This is a genomic window from Streptomyces arenae (assembly GCF_022343545.1).
In the GTDB taxonomy this organism is placed as follows: Bacteria; Actinomycetota; Actinomycetes; order Streptomycetales; family Streptomycetaceae; genus Streptomyces; species Streptomyces humi.
Map to the genome: position 1 here is coordinate 1 of NZ_JAKQYH010000005.1, position 23935 is coordinate 23935.

Here is a 23935-nt window from a genome sequence, read left to right on the forward strand (position 1 = left end):
CCGGCCCCGGCTGCTCCGGCGCCCGCGCCGGCCGCTGCCGCCCCGGCCGCCCCGGCCCCGGCTCCGGTCACCCCGGCCCCGGTCACCCCGGCTGCCGCGCCCACCGCGCCGACCGCCACCCAGGCGACCGACGAGGGCGCCTACGTCACCCCCCTGGTGCGCAAGCTCGCCGCCGAGAACGGCGTCGACCTGGCCGCCGTCAAGGGCACCGGTGTCGGCGGCCGGATCCGCAAGCAGGACGTCATCGCCGCCGCCGAGGCCGCGAAGGCCGCCGCCGCCGCTCCGGCTCCCGCCGCTGCCGCCGCCGCTCCGGCCGCCGCCAGGAAGGCCCCGGCGCTGGAGGCCTCCCCGCTGCGCGGCCAGACCGTGAAGATGCCCCGCATCCGCAAGGTCATCGGCGACAACATGGTCAAGGCGCTGCACGAGCAGGCGCAGCTGTCCTCGGTCGTCGAGGTCGACGTCACCCGCCTGATGCGGCTGCGTGCGCAGGCCAAGGACTCCTTCGCCGCGCGCGAGGGCGTCAAGCTCTCCCCGATGCCGTTCTTCGTGAAGGCGGCGGCCCAGGCGCTGAAGGCCCACCCGGCCATCAACGCCCGGATCAACGTCGAAGAGGGCACGATCACCTACTTCGACACCGAGAGCGTCGGTATCGCGGTGGACTCGGAGAAGGGCCTGATGACCCCGGTCATCAAGCACGCCGGTGACCTCAACATCGCCGGTATCGCCAAGGCCACGGCCGACCTGGCCGGCAAGGTCCGCGCCAACAAGATCACCCCGGACGAGCTGTCCGGCGCGACCTTCACCATCTCCAACACCGGCTCGCGCGGCGCGCTGTTCGACACGATCATCGTGCCGCCGAACCAGGTCGCGATCCTCGGCATCGGTGCCACGGTCAAGCGTCCGGCCGTCATCGAGACGGAGGAGGGCACGGTCATCGGCGTCCGCGACATGACGTACCTGACCCTGTCCTACGACCACCGCCTGGTGGACGGCGCCGACGCGGCCCGCTACCTGACGGCCGTCAAGGCGATCCTGGAGGCCGGCGAGTTCGAGGTCGAGCTCGGCCTGTAGGTCTCAGCAGGTCCTGCACGGTGCCCCGTCCGGAGTCCCTCCGGGCGGGGCACCGTCGTGTAAGTCTCGTCTCACCTGCGCGAAAGCGCCGCCGCACGCCCCTCCCGAAAGCCGGTCCGGCCTTATTGTCTAAACGTCAAACGCCCTTAAGGAGCTCTCATGACCGCGCCCGTCGTCCACTCGCTGCGCGAACAGATCCGCGAGCACATCGTGGAGGGGATCGTCAGCGGGCGCTGGAAGCCGGGCGAGCGGATCGTGGAGCGGCGGATCGCGACCGAGCTGGAGGTCAGCCAGACGCCGGTCAGGGAGGCGCTGCGGGAGCTGGAGTCCCTCCGCCTCATCGAGTCGGCGCCGAACAAGGGCGTGCGGGTGCGGAACCTGACGGCGGCCGACCTGGAGGAGAGCTACCCGGTGCGGGCCGGTCTGGAGGCGATCGCGGCGGAGCTGGCGGCGGAGCGGCTGGCCGGGGACTGCTCGGCGCTGGAACCGCATGTCGCGGCCCTCTACGACGCCGACCGGGACGCCGACGGCACGGCCCAGGTCCGGCACACGGTCGGCTTCCACCGGGAGCTGGTGCGGGCGGCCGGCAACTCGGTGCTGCTGCACACCTGGGAGGGTCTGGGCATCGAGGTCTTCACGGCCCTGTCGATCCGCTGGCTGGGGACGGTCCAGCAGTCGTACGCGGAGGAACACCAGGAACTGGTCGCCGCCTTCCAGCGCCGGGACCCGAGGATCGCCGAGATCGTGAAGGCCCACGTCCTGGGCTGCGCGCCGAGGGCGTAAGCAGGCCCCGGGCGCGTCCGCCCAAGCCGCGTCCACACACGAGCGCACCCTCGCTCAGACACCGTCTCACCTGCGAAAACCCCGCCCCGGGAGCGTCACCCGGTGCCACTGCCGGAGGCACCCCGTGCCGACTTTCTCGGAATCGAGAAGTTTTGCCCCTCAACCCTTTGATCGATCATCGATCAGGGAGTTAAAGTCGCCGACGGACCCGCACCCGGGTCCATTGCCCTGTCCTGCCAAAGACCAAGGGCACCCGAACCCTTACCGATGAGGGAACCCCCTTCGACTGAGGAAGGCGGCGACATGACCGACCCCCAGGCCATCCAGCCGAGCGCGCTCGACCAGCTCCCCGACCGGGACCCGGAGGAGACCGCCGAATGGCAGGCCTCACTGGACGCCGTGGCCAGGGAGGCCGGGCCGCACCGCGCCGCATACCTGATGCGCCGCACGCTGGAACGCGCCGAGGCGGACGGCATCGCGCTGCCGAAGCTGCTGGAGACGGACTACGTCAACACCATCCCCACCGCCGCCGAGACGGCCGTCCCCGGCGACGAGGAGATGGAGCGGCGGATCACCGCGTGGAACCGCTGGAACGCGGCCGCGATGGTCACCCGGGGCGCGAAGCACGGCGTCGGCGGGCACATCGCCACCTTCGCCTCCGCCGCCTGGCTCTACGAGACCGGCTTCAACCACTTCTTCAGGGGCAAGGACGCCCAGGACTCCCCCGGCTCCGGTGACCAGCTCTACATCCAGGGCCACGCCTCCCCCGGCATCTACGCCCGCGCGTTCCTCGACGGCCGGCTGACCGAGGCGCACCTCGACAACTTCCGCCAGGAGGCCGGCGGCAACGGCCTCCCGTCGTACCCGCACCCCCGCCGCCTGCCCTGGCTGTGGGAGTTCCCGACGGTGAGCATGGGCCTCGGCCCGCTCTCGGCCATCTACCAGGCCCGCTTCAACCGTTACCTGACCGCCCGCGGCATCAAGGACGTCTCGGCGTCCCACGTCTGGGCGTTCCTCGGCGACGGCGAGATGGACGAGCCGGAGTCGACGGCGGCGCTCGCACTCGCCTCCCGTGAGGGCCTGGACAACCTCACCTTCGTCATCAACTGCAACCTGCAGCGCCTCGACGGCCCGGTCCGTGCCAACTTCAAGATCGTGCAGGAGCTGGAGGCCCAGTTCCGCGGCGCCGGCTGGAACGTCGTCAAGACGCTGTGGGGCACCGCCTGGGACGAGCTGTTCCAGCTCGACACCACCGGTGCGCTGCTGCGACGGCTGCGCGAGGTACCGGACGCGCAGGTGCAGACGTACCAGACCCGGGACGCCGCCTACATCCGCGCCGACTTCTTCGGCAAGGACCCGGCGCTCGCCGAGATGGCGAAGCTGCTGAGCGACGACAAGATCCTGGAGTGCTTCCACCTCTCCCGCGGTGGTCACGAGGCGCGCAAGGTGTACGCCGCGTACAAGGCCGCCGTCGAGTTCAAGGGCGCGCCGACCGTGATCCTGGCCCAGACCGTCAAGGGCCACACCCTCGGCGAGGGCTTCGCGTCGAAGAACGCCAACCACCAGATGAAGAAGCTGACGGTGGACGAGTTCAAGGCGATGCGGGAGCTGCTGGAGCTGCCCATCCCGGACAGCGCCTTCGTCGACGGGGTCGTGCCCTACGGCCACCCCGGCGCGGACTCCCCCGAGGTCCGCTACCTCCAGGAGCGCCGCGCGGCCCTCGGCGGTCCCGCCCCGGCCCGCCGCACCCACGCCCTGGCGCCCCTGCCGGCCCCCGCCGACAAGGCCTTCGCCTCCTTCGACAAGGGCTCCGGCTCGCAGAACGTGGCGACCACCATGGCCTTCGTCCGCCTCGTCAAGGACCTGGTCCGGGACAAGGAGACCGGGAAGCGCTGGGTGCCGATCGTGCCCGACGAGGCGCGCACCTTCGGCATGGAGAGCCTCTTCCCGTCCCTGGGGATCTACTCCCCCAAGGGCCAGACGTACGAGCCGGTCGACCGTGACCAGCTGATGTACTACAAGGAGGCCAAGAACGGCCAGATCCTCAACGAGGGGATCACCGAGGCCGGTTCGATGGCCGACTTCATCGCCGCGTCCACCGCGTACGCGACGCACGGCGAGGCGATGATCCCGTTCTACATCTTCTACTCGATGTTCGGCTGGCAGCGGACCGCCGACCAGATGTGGCAGCTCGGCGACCAGCTCGGCCGTGGCTTCCTCGTCGGCGCGACCGCCGGCCGTACCACCCTGACCGGTGAGGGCCTCCAGCACGCCGACGGCCACTCGCCGGTGATCGCCGCGACCAACCCGGCCGCGCTGTCGTACGACCCGGCGTTCGCCTACGAGATCGCGGCGATCGTCAAGGACGGTCTGCGCCGGATGTACGGCGAGGCGCTGCCCGGCGAGGACCCGAACGTCTTCTACTACCTGACGGTCTACAACGAGCCGCTCCCGCAGCCCGCGAAGCCGGCCGGGCTCGGCGTCGACGAGGGCATCGTCAAGGGCCTGTACCGCTTCAACACGGCGGAGTCGGCGGGGCTGTCACTGCCGGCGAACGCGCCGCGCCTCCAGCTGCTCGGTTCCGGTACGGCGATCCACTGGGCGCTGAAGGCGCAGCGGCTGCTGGCCGAGGAGTGGGGCGTGGCGACGGACGTGTGGTCCGCGACGTCCTGGACGGAGCTGCGCCGCGACGCGATGGAGGCGGACGCGGCCCTGCTGCGCGGCGAGGAGCGGGTGCCGTACGTGCGCCAGGTCCTGCACGGCGCGGAGGGCCCGGTGCTCGCGGTCTCCGACTACATGCGTCAGGTCCCGGACCAGATCGCGCAGTGGGTCGAGCAGGACTACTCCTCGCTCGGTGCCGACGGTTTCGGCCTCTCCGACACCCGCGACGCCGCCCGCCGCCACTTCGGCGTCGACGCGGAGTCGATCGTCGTCGCGTCCCTGGCCCAGCTGGCCAAGCGCGGCGAGGTAAAGGCAACAGCGGTAAAGGAAGCCCGCGAAAAGTACAGCCTGTAACAAAACCGACGGCCCGGGGCGCAGGCCGGCACCACCGGCCTGCGCCACCCCGGCCGAACGCCCATGCGGCGGACCAGAGGGTGTCCCACCTCCAGGTCCGCCGCGTCCCGTTTCTACGCCTTCTCCCGCCGCGACGGCGTTCTCCGGTGGTACCGGACCGGCCCTAGCGGCGGGTACGGCACCGCCGGATCGGTTCGTTCGGGCTGAGCGCCGTCGCGGCGGGACATGACTGCCGCCGGGGTGGCGCTCGGTCACGGTGGCGGTTTTCGGCTGTGGCGGGCCGCGGTCGGCCCGCGCTGCCGGTGGGGCCCGGCATCATGGGGCGCATGCGTGCCGCTCGGCTCATCAAGATGGTGCTTCTGCTGCAGGCTCGGGCCGGTATGACGGCCGGGGAGCTGGCCGCCGAGCTGGAGGTGTCCGAGCGGACCGTGATGCGGGACGCGCAGGCGCTGTCGGAGGCGGGCGTGCCGGTGTACGCGGACCGGGGGCGTGCGGGCGGGTACCGGCTCGTCGGCGGGTACCGGACGCGGCTGACGGGACTGGCCCGGAGCGAGGCCGAGGCGTTGTTCCTGAGCGGTGTGCCGGGCGCGCTGCGCGAGATGGGTCTCGAGGACGCCGCGAGTGCCGCCCGGCTGAAGGTGTCCGCCGCGCTGCTGCCGTCCCTGCGCGACGCGTCCCGTACCGTCGCGCAGCGGTTCCACCTGGACGCGCCGAACTGGTTCGCCGACCCGAAGACCCCCGCGCTGCTGCCCGCCGTCGCCGACGCGGTGTGGGACGACCGCCGCGTGGTCGCGCACTACCGGCGCGGTGAGTCGGAGGTGCGGCGGGAGCTGGAGCCGTACGGACTCGTGCTGAAGGCCGGGGTCTGGTACCTGTGCGCCCGGGTCGCGGACAGCGACTCCTACCGGGTCTACCGGATCGACCGGTTCACCTCCGTCGAGCCCGGTGCGGAACGGTTCGCGCGGGACGCCGAGTTCGACCTGCCCGGGTTCTGGGAGCAGCGGGCCGAGCAGTTCGCGCGGTCGGTGCTGCGCGCCGAGGTGGTGGTGCGCCTGTCGGCCACCGGCGTGCGGCGGCTGCCGTACGCCGTCGATCCGGTCACCGCCCGGCAGGCGGTCGCGGGCGCCGGTGATCCGGACGCGCGGGGGTGGGTGAAGGTGACGCTGCCGGTGGAGAGCGAGGAGGTCGCGCACGGCCAGCTGACCGCGCTGGGACCGGAGGTGGAGGTGCTCGCGCCGGAGCGACTGCGGGCCCGGTTCGCGGCGGACGCGGCACGGCTCGCGGCGCTCTACGCGCGCCCGGGTGACGGCGGATAACAATCCGCACCACTCCGCGTGCGCCCCCGGCGCCCAGGCACGATGCTGGACCCGTGATGGACGAGACGGAGTTCTGGGAGCTGGTCGACGCGACCCGTGAGGCCGCCGAGGGCGACCCCGAGGACCAGGCGGACCTGCTCGTGGAACGGCTGCTCCAGCTGGAGCCGGACCTGGTACTGGACTTCGCCCGTCACTTCGAGGCCCGTTACAACCGCGCCTACCGCTGGGACCTGTGGGGTGCCGCGTGGGTGCTGCTCGACGGGGCCAGCGACGACGCGTTCGACTTCTTCCGGTGCTGGCTGATCGCCCAGGGCCGGGAGGTCTTCGAGGGCGCCCTGCACGACCCGGACGCGCTGGCGGAGCTGCTGGACGACTTCGACGAGGAGGTCGACGGCGACGGCGAGGAGCTGGGGTACGCGGCGGACGAGGCGTACGAGCAGCTCACCGGGACCGTGGCCCCGGACCTGGGCATCGCCCCCGCGCCCTCCGAACCGGAGGGCACCCCGGTCGACCTGGAGAACGAGCGGGCGCTCGCCGAGCGGTTCCCGAGACTGTGGGAACGCTTCAAGGAGTGAGGTTCACGCGGCGGTACGGCGGCGGGTCACGTCCGACGGGATGTACGCCTGCGTCTGCTCGGCCTTGACCGCGTGGTGCATCGGCGCCGCGTTGGCCTGGTCGAGGGCGGACGCGGTGACCGCGGCCGGTCCGAGGACGACGGTCGCGACGGCGCAGACCACGGCCCAGGGCCCCCGGGACGACCTGACCCAACCGGCCTTCTCGGCCCTCTCGGCCTTCTCCGTGGTCTCGGCACGGGCTTCGGTACGGCTGCTGTTCATGATCCCCGCCTCCGGTCGGCTGCTGATGTCCTCGACGGTAGGGCGCGGGGATCTGAGCGGCCTGCGTGCCGCCTATGGCGTTCCTGTGGACGTCCGCGCGGGGGTCGGGCCGGGTGGGTCCGACCGGGCCGGCGTGGGCGCGGGCGTCGCCACGGGCGCGCGCACCGGCGGCGGCGTAGGCACCGCCGTCGGGGACGGTGTCGGCGTGGCCGGGGACGGGCTCGCCGGGAGTCTGCCCTGGAGGCGGGCGGCGGCCGTCCTGATCTCGGGCAGGCGGGCGGCGAGGGCGGCGCCGGGGCAGGTGGTGCGGTAGCCGTCCTGGTGGCCGGCCACGGCGGGCAGTGTGACGGCCGTGCCCTCCCGGTAGCGGCTGAGCCCGTTGCTGGAGACCAGGTGGGCCCCGGCGCGCGGGTCGACGTCGGCCAGGCCGAGTTTCCAGGCGGCGAGCGCGGCGATCGCGTCGGTCATGGCACGCGGCACCGGCACTCCGGCGGTGAAGGTGCCGAGGGCGGCGATGCCGGCGGTGCGGTGGTTGAAGCCCTGGGTGTGGGCGCCGGTGACGGCCCGCTCGACACCGCCCGCCCGGCCCTCGTAGATCGTGCCGCAGCGGTCGACGAGGAAGTTGTAGCCGATGTCGTCCCAGTCGCGGTCGCCGGTCTGCCCGGTGTAGAGGCGGCGGATGATCTCGGGTGCCTGGGCGCAGGAGTAGCCGTTGGGCGAGTCGGTGTGGTGCACGAAGACGGCGACGACCCGGTCGTCGTAGCGCGGCGGCGGCTGGGTGCGACGGACGCCGGTGTCCAGCCAGACCGTGCGCGGCACGATCCGGGGCCGGGGTGCCCGGTGGGCGGCGGGGCTCGCGGGCGCGGGCGCGGACAGGTGGATCGCCACGGGGCGGTCGGCGCCCTGGGTGCACAGCACCAGCGCGAGGACGGCGACGAGGCCCGGCAGACAGCCGAGCAGTGTCAGGGCGGTGACCCGGGTGCGCCGCCCTGCTCGGGGAAAGACACGCATGGCCCCCACTCTCGGGTCGATCGACTCCGCCCGCGATGTGTGCTGTGCCACCTGGTGGAACCATCGTCCCGGTCCGAGGCGTTTCAGTGGGTACACGCACGCGTGGCCGGTTCCCGGGGTTCCCGCGGGCGTGAGCTGATCACTGGACCTGTCCCGAGCGTATTAAGGGCACCGAGAGAAAGGCGGCTCCGTGGACCTGCTCGACCTGGTGCTCGTACTGGTGGTCCTCGTGTACGCGGCGGCCGGTTACCGGCGCGGGCTGGTGGCCGGCTGCGTGTCGCTGGCCGGGTTCGTGGGCGGCGCGGTCGTCGGCGTGTGGGTGCTGCCCTGGGTGATGGAACTGGTCACCCGCGGCACGGCGACGGCGACGGTGGTCGCGGTGCTGACGGTGCTGGTGCCGGCGGTGGTGGTGCACGAGCTGGCGGGCCGGCTGGCGCTGCGGCTGCGCCGGGAACTGGACGAGGGGCCGCTGCGGGTGGCGGACGGGGTCGGCGGGGCGGCCGCGAACGCGGTGGCGGTGCTGATCGTGGCCTGGGTGGCGGCGAGCGTGCTGGGTGCGTCCTCCTCGCCCGCGGTGACGACGGCGATCCGGGACTCCAGGCTGCTCGGCGCGGTGCAGGACACCATGCCGGACACCACACCTGCGTGGTTCTCGCGGGCCACCTCGGCGCTCACCGAGGCCGGTTTCCCCCAGGTCTTCAACCCCTTCGAGAACGAGTCGACGGCCCAGGTCGCCAGGCCTTCCGGGGACAACGTGACGGCGGCGGCCACGAACGCGGCCAGGCGCAGCACGGTCAAGATCGAGGGCTCCGCCGGCACGCAGGGCCGCGAGGGCAGCGGGTTCGTGTTCGCGCCCGAGCACGTGATGACCAACGCGCACGTGGTGGCGGGCATCGACGACCCGAGCGTGCGGATAGGCGGGGTCGGGGCGTCGTACGACGCGCAGGTCGTGCTCTTCGACCCGGACCGGGACGTGGCGGTGCTGTACGTGCCGCAGCTGCGGGCGCCGGTGCTGAGGTTCGACACCACGGCGGCGCGCGGGAACTCCGCGGTGGTCGCCGGCTATCCGCAGGACGGCGACCTGAACCTGCAGGCGGCCACGGTGGCCAACAAGGTGCAGGCCACCGGGCAGAACATCTACAGCGACGCCACGGTGACCCGGGAGATCTACTCGATCCGCTCCACGGTCCGCCCCGGCAACTCCGGCGGCCCGCTGCTGACCACCGGGGGCAGGGTGTTCGGGGTGGTGTTCGCCCGCTCCACCTCCGACAGCGAGACGGGGTACGTGCTGACGGCCGACGAGGTGGCCGCGGACGCCGCGCGCGGGGCGCAGGCCACCTCGGCGGTGGACACCGGCGAGCTGATCACCCCCTGACCGTCACAGCGGCCGGCCCATGATCACGTCGTCGACGTACTCGCCGTCCAGGAGGAACTCCCCCGGCAGCACGCCCTCGACGGCGAAGCCCTCGGACGCGTAGAGCCGGCGTGCCGGGGCGTTGTGCCCGAGGACGGCGAGCCTGATCCGGCGGGCGCCACGGCGGCGGGCCTCGTCCATGGCCGCCCGCAGCAGCGCCCGGGCGACGCCCCGGCCGCGGGCCTCCTCGGCGACCGCGAGGCCCTGGATCTGCCGGACGTGCGCGTTGGCCGCGAGCTTGTAGGCGAGGCCGAGGCGGATGTAGCCGACGATGCGCCGGTCGAGTTCGGCGACCAGGGTGTCCTCGGGGGCGTGGCGCTCATCGAAGAAGGGCTCGTACGGCGGTTCCGGCCGGGGCAGTACGGCGTGCAGGTGCGACCAGGTGGCGCGGTCGAGGACGGCGAGTTCCTCGTCGTCGTCGGGCAGGGCGGTGCGTATGTACGGCTCTGGCATGCGGTCACCCTAAAGTCGGCCGGAGCCGGGGCCCACGGGTTTTTGCGGCCCGGGTCCACGGGTTTTCCTGCCCGGGTCCCACGGGTTTTCCTGCCCAAGGCCCGGCATGCTGGGGCCATGGAACGCTCTCGTATCGCGGTGGCCGGTGCGTCCGGCCTCATCGGCAGCGCCCTGGTGCGGTCCCTGAGGGCCGACGGGCACGAGGTGGTGCGGCTCGTGCGGCGCGCGGCGCACGGCACCGACGAGGTCTGCTGGGACCCCGGCGGGCAGTACGTGGACACGGCCGGGCTGGCGGGCTGCGACGCGGTGGTGAACCTCGCCGGGGCCGGGATCGGCGACCACCGCTGGACGCCCGCCTACAAGCGTGAGATCCGGGACAGCCGGGTCCTCGGCACGGCGGCGCTCGCGGAGGCGGTGGCCGCCCTGGAGGAGCCGCCGCGGGTGTTCGTCAGCGGCAGCGCGATGGGCGTCTACGGCGACACCGGCGACCGGGCCGTCGACGAGGACGCCCCGCCCGGCGACGGTTTCCTGCCGTCGGTGTGCGTGGCGTGGGAGGCGGCGGCGGCCCCGGCGCGGGAGGCGGGGATCCGGACGGTGTTCGCCCGGACCGGCCTGGTGGTCGCCCGCGACGGCGGGGCGTGGGGGCGGCTGTTCCCGCTGTTCAAGGCGGGCCTGGGTGGCCGGCTGGGCGACGGGCGCCAATACTGGTCGTACATCGCGCTGCACGACGAGGTGGCCGCGATCCGCTTCCTGATGGACACCGAGGGCCTTTCCGGTCCGTTCAACCTCACCGCGCCCGACCCACTGACGAACCGTGAGATCACCGAGGCGATGGCCCGGGTGCTGCGTCGCCCGGCGCTCTTCCCGGTGCCCGCGGCGGCCCTGCGGGCGGCGCTCGGTGAGATGGCCGGGGATGTGCTGGGGAGTCAACGGGTGGTGCCCAAGCGGCTGCTGGAGTCGGGGTTCACGTTCGCGTTCCCGGGCATCGAGGACGCGATCCGTGCGGCCTGACGGCCCGTGTGACCGAATGCGACCGCCGTGCGACCGTGCCCTGCTCATGCGCGACTGCCCTTGACCGATCACCGCCTTAACCTCGACCCGAACTCGGGTATCCCCGGAGCGGGTTGGGGGCATCACGTCTCCACCGGACGCGCAATCGAGGAGGGGCCTCGTGCATGAGCCCGCGTACCAGGCGGACGTCGTCATCGTGGGAGCCGGCATCGCCGGTCTCTCCGCGGCTCATCGGCTGAACAGCGCAGGAGTAACGACCGCGGTCCTGGAGGCCGCCCCTTACGTCGGGGGACGCATGTCGACCGAGAAGGTCGACGGTTTCCGCCTCGACCGGATCGGCCAGCTCCTGTCCACGTCCTATCCGGAGCTACGGCTCACCCCGGGACTGGACGCCCTGGTTCTGCGCCGGTTCGCGCCCGGCGTACTGCTGCATCGCGATGGGCGCAGGCACCGGGCGGGCGCTCCGGCGGGCGGCGGAAGCGCGAGGGGCGCACTGTATGCGGTGCGCGCCCTGGCAAGCGCCCCCAGGGGCGGCTCGGCCGCGTCCCCGGTGCGGGCCACCGCGCCGATGGGCGGTGCGGTGGACCAGGCCCGGCTCGGCGCCGCGCTGGGCCGGCTCGCCGGCACGCCCGTCGAGCGGATCCTGGCCCGCCCCGAACTCCCGGCCGCCCGCGCCCTCGCCGAGCGCGGGGTGTCCACCCGCACGATCGACGGCTTCCTGCGCCCGCTGCTGGCGGCCCTGCTGTGCGACCCCGAGCTGACCACGTCCAGCCGCTGCGCCGACCTCGCCCTGCGCTCCTTCGCGAGCGGGCGGCTGTGCGTGCCGGAGGGCGGCGCGGACGTCCTGCCGGAACTCCTCGCCCGGGCCCTGCCGCCCGGCACCGTGCACACCGGGGTCCGGGCCACCTCGGTCTCGACGACCTCGGTGCGAACGGCGGAACACGGCGAGGTCCGCTGCCGGGCGGTGCTGCTGGCGACCGACGCGCGCGCGGCCGCCGAGCTGCTGCCGGGGCTGCGGGTGCCGGACTTCCACGAGGTGACGGTGGTCCACCACACCACCGACGAACCGGCGACCCTGACCACCGGGGCGTCGCTCCTCCTCGACGCCGACCGGAGCGGCCCGGTCTCCCACACCTGCGTGGTCAGCAACGTCGATCCGAGCCGAGCACCCCAGGGCCGCGCCCTGATCTCCTCCACGGTCCTCGGCACGCCGCCCGCCGACATCGACACGGCGGTCCGCATGCACCTGGCGCGGCTGTACGGCACGTCGACGCGCCGCTGGGAGACACTCGCGGTCCACCACACCCCCGAGGCGCTCCCCGCCATGCGTCCCCCGCACGACCTGCGCCGCCCGGTGCGCCTCCTGGCGGGCCTGTACGCCTGCGGCGACCACCGGGACACCAGCACGGTCCAGGGAGCCCTGCACTCGGCCCACAGGGCGACGGCAGCGATCCTGACGGACCTGGGCGCGGGCTCCATGCACAGCGCGGAAACGATGCAACCCCGAGCAGCGTAGAGACGTAGGGGCGCTGGGGGTGCCCCCGGCCGAAGGCTGGGGGAGGAACTGCGCGACCAGCCACGACGGCCCGGCACCGAGCCGACAACCGCCACCCGCAACGGCGAGTGGCAGGGCCCGGCCCGGCACCGCCGAAGACGCCGTCGTGGCTGATCACCGCCGCGGCGGAGGAAACGAGCAGCACGTCAGTTCAGCGCTGCCACCTTCTCGCGGTAGCCCTTCACCGGTGCCGCGTCCTTGTACGGCTCCAGCCGGCGTTCGAAGTCCCGGACGTACTCGGCCGCACGTACCGAGCGCATCTCCACGGCCGCGCCCGCCGCCTCCACGCCGAGCGCGCACGCCTGGTCCAGCTCGCCGAGGCCCAGGCGGGCCGTGGCGAGGACGACCCGGCAGAACAGCCTGCTGCGCGCATAGGAGGGCGCACGCAGTTGCAGCGAGCGCTCCGCGTGCTGCGCGGCCGCGCGGAACTGCTGGAGGTCCCGGTGGCAGTGGCCGAACTCGTCGGCGAGCTGGGCCTCGTCGAAGAAGCGCGCCCAGTAGGGGACCTCGTCGCCGGGCCGGGACGCCTCCAGGGCGCGTTCCGCGCGGACCAGCGCGCCGGTGCACGCTCGTACCTCGCCGAGCACGCCGTGCGCGCGGGCCTCGGCCGCGTGCAGCAGGGCCTGGACCACCGGCGGGGCGTTCGTGCCGACCCCCTGCTGGGCCACCCGGGCCAGCTGGACCGCCTCCCGGCCGTGGCCCAGGTAGACCGCCTGGCGGCTCATGGTGACGAGGACGTAGGAGCCGTACGCGCGGTCCCCCGCCGCCTGGGCGAGCCGCAGGGACTGCACGAAGTAGCGCTGGGCGAGCCCGTGCGCCGCGATGTCGTACGACGTCCAGCCGGCGAGCCGGGTCAGGTCGGCCGCCGCGCCGAACAGCCGGCGGCCGGTCTGCTCGCCGTAGGTGCCGCGCAGCATGGGCTCGCACTCGTGCTCCAGATACCGCACCAGTGCCTGCCGGGCGTGCCCGCCGCCGTACGCGTCGTCGAGTGTGCGGAACAGCTCGCCGACCGAGCGGAGCGCGGCGATGTCGCCGCCGGTGACCTTCTGGCCGGGTCCGCGCTCGGCCGTGCCGCGGGGCCGCACCGGCACCGCCGGCGGCTGCTTGGCCGCCGTGAGGCGGGTCTGCGCCGGTACCCGGGCCGCGGTAGCCGGGCCCGGCTCACCGCGGGCCACCCGGTCGTCGGCGCGGCCGATCAGCCAGTCCCGGCTGGGGACCACGAGTCCGGCCGGGGTGAAGGCGATCTTGCGGAGCTCGGCGTGGCTGCCGGAGTCCTTGCGCCACAGCCCGCCGACGATGTCGACGGCCTCCTCGGGGGTGGCCGCGAACTCCAGTCCGGCGTAGACCGGGGCGCAGGCGTCCAGGCCGAGGTCCTGGGCGGTGAGCCGGCGGCCGAGGCGCCGGGTGAAGACCTCGGCGATCAGGGCGGGGGTGGTGCCCCGGGGCTGCTGGCCGCGCAGCCACCGGGTGACGGAGGTCTTGTCGTATCTGAGATCCAGTCCGTGTTCGAGGCCGAGCTGATCGACGCGACGGGCCAGACCCGCGTTGGAGAACCCCGCTTCTGCGATGAGCGCGGCGAGCTGGCGGTTGGGGGTGCGCTGCGCGGGTCGGTCCGTCATCTGGAGTGCGGTCTCCTGCCTTCTGGCTCAGCTCGGTGGCTTGTGCCCGGATTGCCGGTGAGCAGCCCTTTTGGCGCTCATGGACGGCGCGAATGTAGCGGAGAGTGAGCAGTCGATCGCACATTTCGACCTTCATTCATCCGATCGTGTGAGGATTGCCCTCGGGGCTGACGCGCGGCGGGCGGACGTACAGTTGCTTGGGCGCGTTATGTGCCTGACACACCCGTCGCCAAGGGAGGCGCTTGCCGTGAGTGAGTTGCGGTTCGTCCGTATGGGGTTCGGCGCGGACGCGGTCGAGTACCAGGAGGCGTGGGACGAGCAGCGCCGGGTGCACGCGGCGCGGTTCGCCGACGAGGTCCCCGACACGGTGCTGCTGCTCGAACACCCGCCGGTGTACACGGCCGGCCGGCGCACCGCGGACAGCGAGCGCCCCCTGGACGGCACCCCGGTCGTCGACGTGGACCGCGGCGGCAAGATCACCTGGCACGGTCCGGGCCAGCTGGTGGGCTACCCGATCCAGAAGCTGCCGCGCCCCGTGGACGTGGTCGCCCACGTCCGGCGACTGGAGGAGGCGCTGATCCGCGCCTGCGCCGAGTACGGCCTGGAGACCACCCGGGTCGAGGGCCGGAGCGGGGTGTGGGTGCTCGGCGACCCGGTCGAACAGCGGCCGGCGCTCGGGGGGCTCTCCCTGGACTTCGATCCGCGCCTCCAGGACGAGGAGTTCGACCCGCGCCTCAACGGCCCGGAGTACGCGCCCTCCAACGCGGGCCAGCGCCGCGAGGACCGCAAGATCGCCCAGATCGGCATCCGGGTCGCCAAGGGCGTGACCATGCACGGCTTCTCGTTCAACGTGAACCCGGACATGAAGTGGTTCGACCGGATCATCCCGTGCGGCATCCGGGACGCCGGCGTCGCCTCCCTCGCGGCCGAACTGGGCCGGGACGTGACGGTCGAGGAGGTGCTGCCCGTGGTGGAGCGGCACCTCAAGGACGTCCTGGAGAACGCCGAACTCGCGCCGAGGGTGATCGAGAAGACACCGGCGGCCTGACTCCGGCCAGCAGGCTTTCGAATCCACGGGCGTACGCTGGAGCACGCCGAAGAATCAATCGCTAGGGAGCCGGTCGTGTCCGCAGTCGCACCCGACGGACGCAAGATGCTGCGCCTGGAGGTCCGTAACAGTCAGACCCCCATCGAGCGCAAGCCCGAGTGGATCAAGACCCGGGCGAAAATGGGCCCCGAGTACACGAAGATGCAGAACCTCGTGAAGAGCGAGGGCCTGCACACGGTCTGCCAGGAAGCCGGCTGCCCGAACATCTACGAGTGCTGGGAGGACCGCGAGGCGACCTTCCTCATCGGCGGTGACCAGTGCACCCGGCGCTGCGACTTCTGCCAGATCGACACCGGCAAGCCCGAGGCGCTGGACCGCGACGAACCGCGCCGCGTGGGCGAGTCGGTGGTCACCATGGACCTGAACTACGCCACCATCACCGGCGTCGCCCGCGACGACCTCGCGGACGGCGGCGCCTGGCTGTACGCGGAGACGGTCCGGCAGATCCACCAGCAGACGGCGGAGCGCGCGGCCGGCCGTACCAAGGTCGAGCTCCTCGCCCCCGACTTCAACGCGGTCCCCGAGCAGCTCGCCGAGGTCTTCTCGTCCCGCCCCGAGGTCTTCGCGCACAACGTGGAGACGGTGCCCCGGATCTTCAAGCGGATCCGCCCCGGCTTCCGCTACGAGCGCTCGCTCAAGGTCATCACCGAGGCCCGCGACTTCGGCCTGGTCACCAAGTCCAACCTCATCCTCGGCATGGGCGAGACCCGCGAGGAGGTCAGCGACGCGCTGCGCCAGCTGCACGAGGCGGGCTGCGAGCTGGTCACCATCACGCAGTACCTGCGGCCGAGCGTCCGGCACCACCCCGTGGAGCGCTGGGTCAAGCCGCACGAGTTCGTGGAGCTGAAGGAGGAGGCCGAGCAGATCGGCTTCTCCGGGGTGATGTCCGGGCCGCTCGTGCGGTCCTCCTACCGCGCCGGGCGGCTGTACCAGATGGCCGTCGAGAAGCGGGGCGCGTTCGTCGCCACCCAGGCGGTCTGACGGCCCTCCGCTTGCGGCCGTGTGAATTCACGCACAAGATACTACTGGTTGGTAATGACCGAATGGCTGCGGTCCTGACCGTCCTCGCAGATGAGGGCGTACGTCAGGGCCGCGGCAGCGTTTCGGGCCCGCGCATCAAGGCTTCATTGGTGTTTGACCGGTCGGTCACGCCCTGGTAACACCAAACAGTGACCCTGGTATCACAGCACGTACACCCACTTCAGGGAGGACCTCCGCCATGCAGGCCGCGCCCGTCCGCGCCACCGCCATCCCGTCCTTCACCGACGCGCTGCGCGCCGTCGAGTCGCTGCTGATGAGCAGCGGCCAGCGCACCGCGCGCCGCAACGCGTGGACCTCCGTGCTGGAGGACCGCCGTCGCGCCAAGGACCGGGTCGAGGCGCAGCACTTCCTGGAGCAGGCCGCCGGCCGCTCCTGACGCTCTCCGCAAGGACCTTCCAGGGACACTGCCGTCGTAGCCACTCCCAGGGACACGTAGACTTCGGGACATGGCGAGGAAGGAACCCGCAGCGGACGCTGCGAACGCAGGGCGGCTGAAGCAGATCGCCCTCACGTACAAGATGACCCGAAAGGCCGACAAGACGATCGGCCTTGTACTCGCGGGTGTCGGTCTGGGCACGCTCGCGATCTTCCTCGTGATCGGCTTCCTGATCGGCCATCCGGTCTATCTGGGCATTCTGGGCCTGTTGCTCGGCTTCCTCGCGACGGCCATCGTCTTCGGCCGGCGGGCCGAGCGGGCGGCCTTCGGCCAGATGGAGGGCCAGCCGGGCGCCGCGGCAGCAGTGCTGGACAACATCGGCCGGGGCTGGACGACGACGCCGGCGGTGGCGATGAACCGCAGCCAGGACGTGGTGCACCGGGCGGTCGGCAAGGCGGGCATCGTGCTGGTCGCCGAGGGCAACCCGAACCGGGTGAAGACCCTGCTGGCCGCCGAGAAGAAGAAGATGGCGCGCATCGTGGCGGACGTGCCGGTGCATGACGTGATCGTCGGTACGGGTGACGGCCAGGTCGAGCTGAAGAAGCTGCGGACGACCATGCTGAAGTTCCCGCGGGTGCTGACTGGTCCCCAGGTGACGACGACCAACGACCGGTTGCGGGCGATGGGGGACCTGATGTCCAACATGCCGTTGCCGAAGGGGCCGATGCCGAGGGGTATGCGGATGCCTAAGGGTGGGCCTCGGGGGCGGTAAGCACGCCTACGAGCTCGGGGCGCGGTGGTTGCTTGTGCGACTGCCGCGCCTTTGTGGTTTCTCGCGCAGTTCCCCGCGCCCCTACGGGGCGCTTAAGCGGGGCCGGCGTGACACGCCGCCGGTCGGCGTATCCGGCGGGTTATCGGGTCATTCACTCTTAGCCTTCCAAATGTGACAAAACGCCATATCACAAACCTCGTGTGCGGTACCGCCCTCTGCGGTGCCCTCCTCGGCGCCGCTCCGGCGTCCGCCGCCCACCACGTGCACTGGGTGCACCCGGGCGAGTCGATCCAGAAGGCGGTCGACGCCGCCCAGCCCGGCGACACGGTCCTCGTCCTGCCCGGCACCTACCGCGAGAGCGTCAAGGTGACCACGCCCGGCCTGACCCTGCGCGGCATGGGCCCCGGGACCGTGCTCCAGCCCGCCAAGAAGGCCAAGGCCACCAAGAAGTCGGCCGCCGCCCAGAAGTCCTGTGCGGAGATGGGCAACGGCATCTGCGTGGTCGGCACCAAGAGCAAGCCGGTCGAGGACGTGACCATCGCCCGGCTGACCGTGACCGGGTTCTCCCGGACCGGCGTCATGGCCGTCGGCACGGCCGACCTGAACGTGCACGGCGTGGCCGCCGTGAAGAACGGTCAGTGGGGCATCGCCGAGGAGCGCGCGGTGCACAGCACCTACCGCAACAACGTCGCCCGGAACAACGGCGACGCGGGGCTGTTCCTCGCCAACTCCGTCACCGCGGAGAAGGGTGCCACCGACACCGCCGGCACGGTCGTCGAGCACAACCTCCTGGAGGGCAACCGGATCGGCGTGACCGTGCGCCGGCTGCGCAACCTCGCCGTCGCGGACAACTCGATCACCGGGAACTGCGCGGGTGTGTTCGTCGTCGGTGACGAGAACAAGCCGAAGGCCGGCAACATCGCCGTCACCGGGAACCAGGTCGTCAAGAACAACAAGTACTGCCCGAAGACCGCCCGGCTGGCCTTCCTCCAGGGTTCCGGCATCGTGCTGACCGGCGCCGAGAACACCCTGGTCAGCCGGAACCTGGTCACCGGCAACTCCGGCAAGTCCCCGCTGTCGGGCGGTGTCGTGATCTTCAAGAGCTTCGTGGGCGTCACCAGCGACAAGAACAACGTCACCGACAACAGCCTGTCGGGCAACGCCCCCGCCGACCTGGTCAACCAGGAGGCCGCCAAGCACGGCAACGCCTTCAAGGGCAACACCTGCAAGAAGTCCAAGCCCGCGGGTCTGTGCTGACCGGTCGGCCGTACGACACCTCTACAAGGAAGGAAGGCGGCACATGACCGCACCAGCACGTGACCTCTCGGCGTCCGCGAAGGAGTCCGGGGCGCCGACGCAGGAGGGCGCCCCGCCGCCGTCGATGCGGCTGCGCGAGCTCGTGTTCGGGGCGGCGTGTGCCGCCGCCGTCCGCGCGGCCGCCCGACTGCGGGTCGCCGACGCGCTCGGAGACGCCCCCATGACCGTGGAGAGCCTGGCGTCCGCGGTGCGCACCGACCCGAAGCCGCTGCGGCGGCTGCTGCGCGCGCTGTCCTGCTACGGCGTCTTCGCCGAGCGCCCCGACGGCACGTTCGCGCACACCGACACCTCCCGGCTGCTGCGCGAGGACGACCCGCACAGCCTGCGCTACATCGCCCTGTGGTGCACCGAGCCGTGGACCTGGGACGCCTGGCCGAAGCTGGACGAGGCCGTGAAGAGCGGCCGCAACGTCATCGAGGACCTGTACGGCAAGGAGTTCTTCGTCTACCTGAACGAGGACGCTCCGGAGTCCGCGGACGTCTTCAACCGGGCGATGACCACCTCCAGCGAGCAGTCGGCGCGGGAGGTCGCCGCGCTGCTCGACCTGTCCGGCAGCCGGTCGGTCGCGGACCTCGGCGGCGGCCAGGGGCACGTGGTGGCCAGCCTGCTGGACAAGTACCCGGTGATGAAGGGCTACCTGCTGGACCTGCCGAAGGTGGTGGAGAAGGCGCTGCCCCGGCTGCGTGAGGGCGGTGACCTCGCGGACCGGGCGAGGATCGTGCCCGGCGACATCCGGGAGGCCGTACCGGTCGACGCGGACGTCTACGTCATCAAGAACATCCTGGAGTGGGACGACGAGTCCACCGCGCGGCTGCTCGCCAACGTCGTCGCGGCGGGTGGTCCGGGTGCCCGGGTGGTGGTCATCGAGAACCTGGTCGACGACAGCCCGTCGATGCGGTTCAGCACCGCGATGGACCTGCTGCTGCTCCTGAACGTCGGCGGGGCCAAGCACACCACCGACAGCATGGTGCGGCGGCTGACCGAAGCGGGACTGACCGTCGAGGACATCCGTCCCGTCAACCCCTATCTGCACGCCTTCGAGTGCGTGGTGCCCGCCTGAGCGGCCGTGCACGTGCCGGTGCCGGGCCCGCGTCGTGCGCGGGTCCGGCACCGTTGGCCGGCCGGCGGTTCAGGAACCGCCGTCACGCTCCCAGAGGTAGAAGCGCTGCGCCATCGCGTCCTTCGGGGAGCGCCAGGTCTCCGGGTCGTACGCGCTGACGTACGCCTGGAGACGGTCGCTGACGTCCCTGAACTCGGGGTGCGAGGTGACCTTGGCGATGGCCGGTCCCGGCTCGCGCTCGGACTCGATGAGGTGCATGTACACGTCGCCGAACTGGAAGAGGCTGCGCCGGGTGACCCCGACGAGACGCGGCAGCTCTCCCCGGTCGGACTCCGCGAACACCTTCGCGATGTCGGGTGCGGAGCCCGGGGCCATACGGGCGACGATCAGGGCCTGATGCACGGTGTCTCTCCTGTCGTACGGCTCGTGCGGTTCGGTCGGTTCGGTCGGTTCAGTCGGCCAGGGCCGGGTCGGGGCGGCGGCCGGTGGCCGCCTTCTCGATCTTGTCCCGGATGAGGGCCATCTGGACCTTGGAGTTCCGGTTGATGTTGTCGGTCATCCACTCGTCGTCGACCGGGGCCTCCGGCTTCATCGCGAAGTCCTGGGTCCACACCATCCGGGTGCCGGCCGGTACCTCCTCGTACCGCCAGTGGATGTTCATGTGGGCGAAGGGACCGGTCTCGACGCGGCGGGCCCGGACGCTGAGGCCCGCGCGGTCCGTCTCACGCTCGGAGACCCAGCTCCACACCTTGCCGTTCTCGTCGGGGTGCATGGTCAGCCGGAAGGTGACCTTGTTCCCCTCCTCCTCGAGGATCTCGGCGCTGGCGTACTCGCTGAAGAGCTGGGGCCAGTTGGCCACGTCGTTGGTCATGTCCCAGACCAGGTCGACGGGGGCCGCGATGGTGATCTCGTTCTGGGTGTGTCCGGTCATGTCAGGCTCCCGCGGGCATGGCGCTGTTGACGAGGTCGAGGAACTGGCGGGGCGTCTTGCACCGCTCGGCGTCCACCGGCATGGGCACGCCGTGCCGGTTCTCCAGTTCGCCGACGATGCCGAGCAGGCCGAGCGAGTCGACCCCGAAGGCGTCGAAGCCGGTGTCGGCGCGGTCCTGGAGGTCGGCCGGGGAGACGGTGACGCCGGCGGCCTTCTTCATGAGTTCGGACAGTTCGTCCACGGTGATGCTCATAGCGACTCCTCCTTCTTCGCTGCCGGTCAGCAGCTGGTTGTGCACGTCACCCGGTTGCGCCGTGGCGCAGCACGAGTGCCGAGTTCGACCCCATGAGTCCCCGGCTGAGGACCAGCGCCGTGCGCGGGGCCGCGGCGCGGGCACTGCCGGTCACGAGGTCGAGGTCGTGGCAGATGTCGAGGACACCCGGGGTCGGCGGGATCAGCCCGTGTTCCATGGCGAGCACCGCGGCCGCCGTGTCGAGGACGGGGGCCGCGCAGTAGCCGCGGCCGATCCCGGTCTTGGGCGCGGTGACCGGCACCCGTCGGCCGTGCGCGCCGAGAGCGTCGGTGATGGCCAGCGCCTCCGCCCGGTCGGCCTCCGGGACACCGAGGGCGTCGGCGAAGACCACGTCGACCTCCTCGGGGGCGCAGCCGGCCTCGGCGAGGGCGCCGCGGATCGCCTGGGCGAGCCCGGCCCTGGACTCGGCCCAGCGCGAGGCACCGGTGAAGGTGGACGCGTGGCCGTCGAGGGTGGCCCGCACCGGCAGCCCACGCCGGCGGGCGGAGCCGGTGTCCTCGACGACGAGCATGGCGCCGCCCTCGGCCGGCACGAACCCGCAGGCCTGTTCGGTGAACGGGCGGTAGGCGCGGGCCGGGTCGGTCTCCCGGCTGAGCTCCTCGTAGCCGAGCTGGCAGACCACCGAGTACGGAGCTATGGGTGCCTCGGTGGAGCCGGCCACGATGACGTCCGTGCCGCGCCGTACCGCGCGGGCGGCGTGCGCGAGGGCGTCCAGCCCGCCGGCCTCGTCGGCGGCGACCACCGAGCAGGGTCCCTTGAAGCCGCGCCGGATGGAGATCTGGCCGGTGCTGGCCGCGTAGAACCAGGCGATGGACTGGTAGGGGCCGACGAACCGGCTGCCCTTGCCCCACAGCTGCTGGAGCTCGCGCTGGCCGAACTCGCCGCCGCCGGAGCCGGCCGCGGTGACCACGCCGATGTCGAACGGCGATTCGTCGGTGTCGGCGCGGCCGAGCCGGGCGTCCTCCAGGGCGAGGTCGGCCGCTGCCATCGCGAAGTGGGTGAAGCGGTCGGTCTGGACGATGAGACGTTCCTCGACGGCGGCCGCCGGGTCGAAGTCGCGGACCTCTCCGGCGACCTTCATGGGCAGGTGCTCGCAGCCCTCGCGGGTCACCTTGTCGAGGACGTTGCGTCCCTCCTGGACGGACTTCCAGAAGGTCTCGGTGCTGGATCCGTTGGGCGCGACGACACCGATGCCGGTGACGGCCGCCCGCCGGGCAGGCGGTTCGCTCATCGTGTCCGTCCTCTCTGCCGGGTCAGGATCACCGCGGACTGGAAGCCGCCGAACCCGCTGCCCACGGACAGGACGCCGCCGAGCTTCCGTTCGCGGGCGACCCGCGGCACGTAGTCGAGGTCGCACTCGGGGTCGGGGGTCTCGTAGTTCGCGGTGGGCGGGACGACCTGGTGGGCCAGGGCGAGCACACAGGCCACGACCTCGATCGCGCCGATGGCGCCGAGTGAGTGGCCCACCATGGACTTGATGGAACTCATGGGCGTGCCGTAGGCGTGCTGTCCGAGTGCCTTCTTCACGGCGGCGGTCTCGTGGCGGTCGTTCTGCCGGGTGCCGGAGCCGTGCGCGTTGACGTAGTCGATGGCGGTGGGGTCGAGACGGGCGTGGTCCAGGGCGGTCTCGATGGCGCGGGCCATCTCCAGGCCCTCACTGGTGAGACCGGTCATGTGGTAGGCGTTGCCGAAGGTGGCGTAGCCGTCGAGCCGGCAGTAGATGTGCGCGCCGCGGGCCTTGGCGTGCTCCTCCTCCTCCAGGACGAGCACCGCGCCGCCCTCGCCCATGACGAATCCGTCACGGCGGTTGTCGAAGGGGCGGGAGGCGTGCTCGGGGTCGTCGTTGTTCGGGGACGTGGCCTTGATCGCGTCGAAGCAGGCCATGGTGATCGGTGAGATCGGGGAGTCCGAGGCACCGGCGATGCAGATGTCGGCGCGGCCCTCCTGGACGGTGTGGAAGGCGTAGCCGACGGCGTCCAGGCCCGAGGTGCAGCCGGTGGAGACGGTCTGCACCGGACCCTGGGCGCCGAACCGTTCCGCCACGGCGGAGGCCAGGGTGCTCGGGGAGAACGCCCGGTGCAGCTGGGGCTGCGCCTGCCGGTGGTCCACGTCCCAGTGCCGGCCGCCTTCGCTCACCAGGACGTAGTCGTGCTCCAGACGGGTGGTGCCGCCGACCGCCGTGCCCAGGGAGACCCCGACCCGCCAGGGGTCCTCCCGGGCCAGGTCGAGACCGGAGTCACGGACCGCCTCGTCACCGGCCACCAGGGCGAACTGTATGTAGCGGTCCGCCCGCTCGATGTCCTCGACGGCCAGGCCGTGGGCCACCGGGTCGAAGTCGCATTCGGCGGCGATCCGCGACCTGAGGCCGGACGGGTCGAAGAAGGTGATGCCGCGCGTCGCGGTCCGGCCGGCGGCGAGCAGGTCCCAGAACGCCGGTACGCCCACACCCCCCGGAGCCACGATGCCTATGCCCGTAACCGCCACGCGCCGGGTCACGACCGGACCTGCCCCACGGCGACGGCTTCCGTCTCCTCCGTGTCGACGTGGCCCAGGGCCGGGCGCGGGGCCAGCGGACCGAGGTGGAAGACGAGCCGCGCCTCGACGTTGCCGACGTTGCGGAAGCGGTGCTTCATGTTGATCGGGATCATCAGACCCTGCTCGGGGCGCAGCGGGTGCGGCTCGCCGTCCAGGTCGACCTCGAGGTCGCCGCAGACGACGTACACGAACTCCTCGGAGTACGGGTGGTAGTGCTCACCGATGCGGTCGCCCGGCTGCACGATGGCCACACCCATGAATCCGCTGGTGGAGCCGCAGGTGGCGGGGGTGAGCATGGCGCGCAGGTCGCCACCGCGCTTGGTGTTGGGCTCGACCTCGCTGAGGTCCACGATCTTCGGAATGGGCTTCATCACGTACTCCTCCGTGAATGCGATGCC

23 protein-coding genes and 1 pseudogene are annotated in these 23935 nt (G+C 72.0%); 14 read left to right on the forward strand and 10 right to left on the reverse strand.

The window, feature by feature from the left end; translation table 11 throughout:
- From sucB to MB828_RS02615, 5 genes are all read left to right on the forward strand, one after another.
- Positions 1–1071, forward strand: a 1071-nt coding sequence (gene sucB, locus MB828_RS02595; RefSeq protein WP_301646771.1) for a 2-oxoglutarate dehydrogenase, E2 component, dihydrolipoamide succinyltransferase, incomplete at its 5' end; no start/stop codon positions are given.
- Positions 1072–1230: 159 nt separating this feature from the next.
- Positions 1231–1854 carry a GntR family transcriptional regulator gene (locus MB828_RS02600; RefSeq protein WP_046728230.1) on the forward strand — a complete coding sequence of 208 codons (624 nt, stop codon included), beginning with the start codon at positions 1231–1233 and terminating at the stop codon, positions 1852–1854.
- Between the two features lie 303 nt (positions 1855–2157).
- Positions 2158–4869: a pyruvate dehydrogenase (acetyl-transferring), homodimeric type gene (gene aceE / locus MB828_RS02605; protein ID WP_301646772.1), complete on the forward strand. Its 2712-nt coding sequence runs from the start codon at positions 2158–2160 to the stop codon at positions 4867–4869.
- 326 nt (positions 4870–5195) lie between these two features.
- On the forward strand, positions 5196–6185 hold the full coding sequence (locus tag MB828_RS02610; RefSeq protein ID WP_301646773.1) for a helix-turn-helix transcriptional regulator: 990 nt from the start codon (positions 5196–5198) through the stop codon (positions 6183–6185).
- A 56-nt stretch (positions 6186–6241) separates the two neighbouring features.
- Entirely contained in the window at positions 6242–6760 is a 519-nt protein-coding gene (locus tag MB828_RS02615) for a DUF4240 domain-containing protein (protein ID WP_165941745.1), read from the forward strand.
- Positions 6761–6763: 3 nt separating this feature from the next.
- On the opposite strand, the gene MB828_RS02620 is transcribed toward MB828_RS02615, so the two are convergent.
- On the reverse strand, positions 6764–7021 hold the full coding sequence (locus tag MB828_RS02620) for a hypothetical protein (RefSeq protein WP_133029112.1): 258 nt from the start codon (positions 7019–7021) through the stop codon (positions 6764–6766).
- 231 nt (positions 7022–7252) lie between these two features.
- Positions 7253–8032: pseudogene (locus MB828_RS02625) on the reverse strand (peptidoglycan recognition protein family protein); the annotation flags it as partial.
- 190 nt (positions 8033–8222) lie between these two features.
- Here MB828_RS02625 and MB828_RS02630 point away from each other — a divergent pair.
- The gene (locus MB828_RS02630; protein ID WP_301646774.1) at positions 8223–9407 is read left to right on the forward strand and encodes a MarP family serine protease; all 1185 of its coding nucleotides are present in this window, start codon (positions 8223–8225) and stop codon (positions 9405–9407) included.
- 3 nt (positions 9408–9410) lie between these two features.
- On the opposite strand, the gene MB828_RS02635 is transcribed toward MB828_RS02630, so the two are convergent.
- Entirely contained in the window at positions 9411–9899 is a 489-nt protein-coding gene (locus tag MB828_RS02635; protein ID WP_301646775.1) for a GNAT family N-acetyltransferase, read from the reverse strand.
- A gap of 117 nt (positions 9900–10016) precedes the next feature.
- On the opposite strand from MB828_RS02635, the gene MB828_RS02640 reads away from it, so the two are divergent.
- Both MB828_RS02640 and MB828_RS02645 read left to right on the forward strand, forming a co-directional pair.
- Positions 10017–10910 (forward strand): TIGR01777 family oxidoreductase, encoded by an 894-nt coding sequence (locus MB828_RS02640; protein ID WP_301646776.1) that lies wholly within the window; start codon positions 10017–10019, stop codon positions 10908–10910.
- Positions 10911–11070: 160 nt separating this feature from the next.
- Positions 11071–12426, forward strand: coding sequence for an NAD(P)/FAD-dependent oxidoreductase (locus tag MB828_RS02645; protein ID WP_301646777.1), 1356 nt, complete (start codon positions 11071–11073; stop codon positions 12424–12426).
- Positions 12427–12611: 185 nt separating this feature from the next.
- On the opposite strand, the gene MB828_RS02650 is transcribed toward MB828_RS02645, so the two are convergent.
- The gene (locus MB828_RS02650) at positions 12612–14084 is read right to left on the reverse strand and encodes a regulator (RefSeq protein WP_301646778.1); all 1473 of its coding nucleotides are present in this window, start codon (positions 14082–14084) and stop codon (positions 12612–12614) included.
- A gap of 247 nt (positions 14085–14331) precedes the next feature.
- On the opposite strand from MB828_RS02650, the gene lipB reads away from it, so the two are divergent.
- The 6 genes from lipB (at position 14332) to MB828_RS02680 (ending at position 19758) form a co-directional block, all read left to right on the forward strand.
- Positions 14332–15132 carry a lipoyl(octanoyl) transferase LipB gene (gene lipB, locus MB828_RS02655; RefSeq protein ID WP_301646779.1) on the forward strand — a complete coding sequence of 267 codons (801 nt, stop codon included), beginning with the start codon at positions 14332–14334 and terminating at the stop codon, positions 15130–15132.
- Between the two features lie 75 nt (positions 15133–15207).
- Positions 15208–16173 carry a lipoyl synthase gene (lipA, locus tag MB828_RS02660; RefSeq protein ID WP_046728241.1) on the forward strand — a complete coding sequence of 322 codons (966 nt, stop codon included), beginning with the start codon at positions 15208–15210 and terminating at the stop codon, positions 16171–16173.
- A gap of 238 nt (positions 16174–16411) precedes the next feature.
- Positions 16412–16609, forward strand: coding sequence for an SCO2195 family GlnR-regulated protein (locus MB828_RS02665; protein ID WP_133029104.1), 198 nt, complete (start codon positions 16412–16414; stop codon positions 16607–16609).
- 70 nt (positions 16610–16679) lie between these two features.
- Positions 16680–17381 (forward strand): DUF4191 domain-containing protein, encoded by a 702-nt coding sequence (locus MB828_RS02670; RefSeq protein ID WP_301646780.1) that lies wholly within the window; start codon positions 16680–16682, stop codon positions 17379–17381.
- 171 nt (positions 17382–17552) lie between these two features.
- A complete protein-coding gene (locus MB828_RS02675) occupies positions 17553–18638 on the forward strand; it encodes a right-handed parallel beta-helix repeat-containing protein (protein WP_301646781.1) in 1086 nt (361 codons plus the stop codon).
- Between the two features lie 124 nt (positions 18639–18762).
- Positions 18763–19758: a methyltransferase gene (locus tag MB828_RS02680; RefSeq protein ID WP_301646788.1), complete on the forward strand. Its 996-nt coding sequence runs from the start codon at positions 18763–18765 to the stop codon at positions 19756–19758.
- 69 nt (positions 19759–19827) lie between these two features.
- Here MB828_RS02680 and MB828_RS02685 read toward each other — a convergent pair whose 3' ends face one another.
- Genes MB828_RS02685 through MB828_RS02710 form a run of 6 tightly spaced genes read right to left on the reverse strand, consistent with a single transcriptional unit; the run spans position 19828 to position 23908 of the window.
- On the reverse strand, positions 19828–20160 hold the full coding sequence (locus MB828_RS02685) for a TcmI family type II polyketide cyclase (protein WP_046728245.1): 333 nt from the start codon (positions 20158–20160) through the stop codon (positions 19828–19830).
- 49 nt (positions 20161–20209) lie between these two features.
- Positions 20210–20689, reverse strand: coding sequence for an SRPBCC family protein (locus MB828_RS02690; RefSeq protein WP_133029101.1), 480 nt, complete (start codon positions 20687–20689; stop codon positions 20210–20212).
- Between the two features lies 1 nt (position 20690).
- Positions 20691–20942: an acyl carrier protein gene (locus MB828_RS02695; RefSeq protein ID WP_046728247.1), complete on the reverse strand. Its 252-nt coding sequence runs from the start codon at positions 20940–20942 to the stop codon at positions 20691–20693.
- A 46-nt stretch (positions 20943–20988) separates the two neighbouring features.
- Entirely contained in the window at positions 20989–22233 is a 1245-nt protein-coding gene (locus MB828_RS02700) for a ketosynthase chain-length factor (protein WP_133029100.1), read from the reverse strand.
- The gene (locus tag MB828_RS02705) at positions 22230–23498 is read right to left on the reverse strand and encodes a beta-ketoacyl-[acyl-carrier-protein] synthase family protein (protein ID WP_301646782.1); all 1269 of its coding nucleotides are present in this window, start codon (positions 23496–23498) and stop codon (positions 22230–22232) included. Before MB828_RS02705 ends, MB828_RS02700 begins: the two co-directional genes overlap by 4 nt.
- The gene (locus MB828_RS02710; RefSeq protein ID WP_133029098.1) at positions 23495–23908 is read right to left on the reverse strand and encodes a cupin domain-containing protein; all 414 of its coding nucleotides are present in this window, start codon (positions 23906–23908) and stop codon (positions 23495–23497) included. Before MB828_RS02710 ends, MB828_RS02705 begins: the two co-directional genes overlap by 4 nt.
- Positions 23909–23935 lie beyond the last annotated feature (27 nt).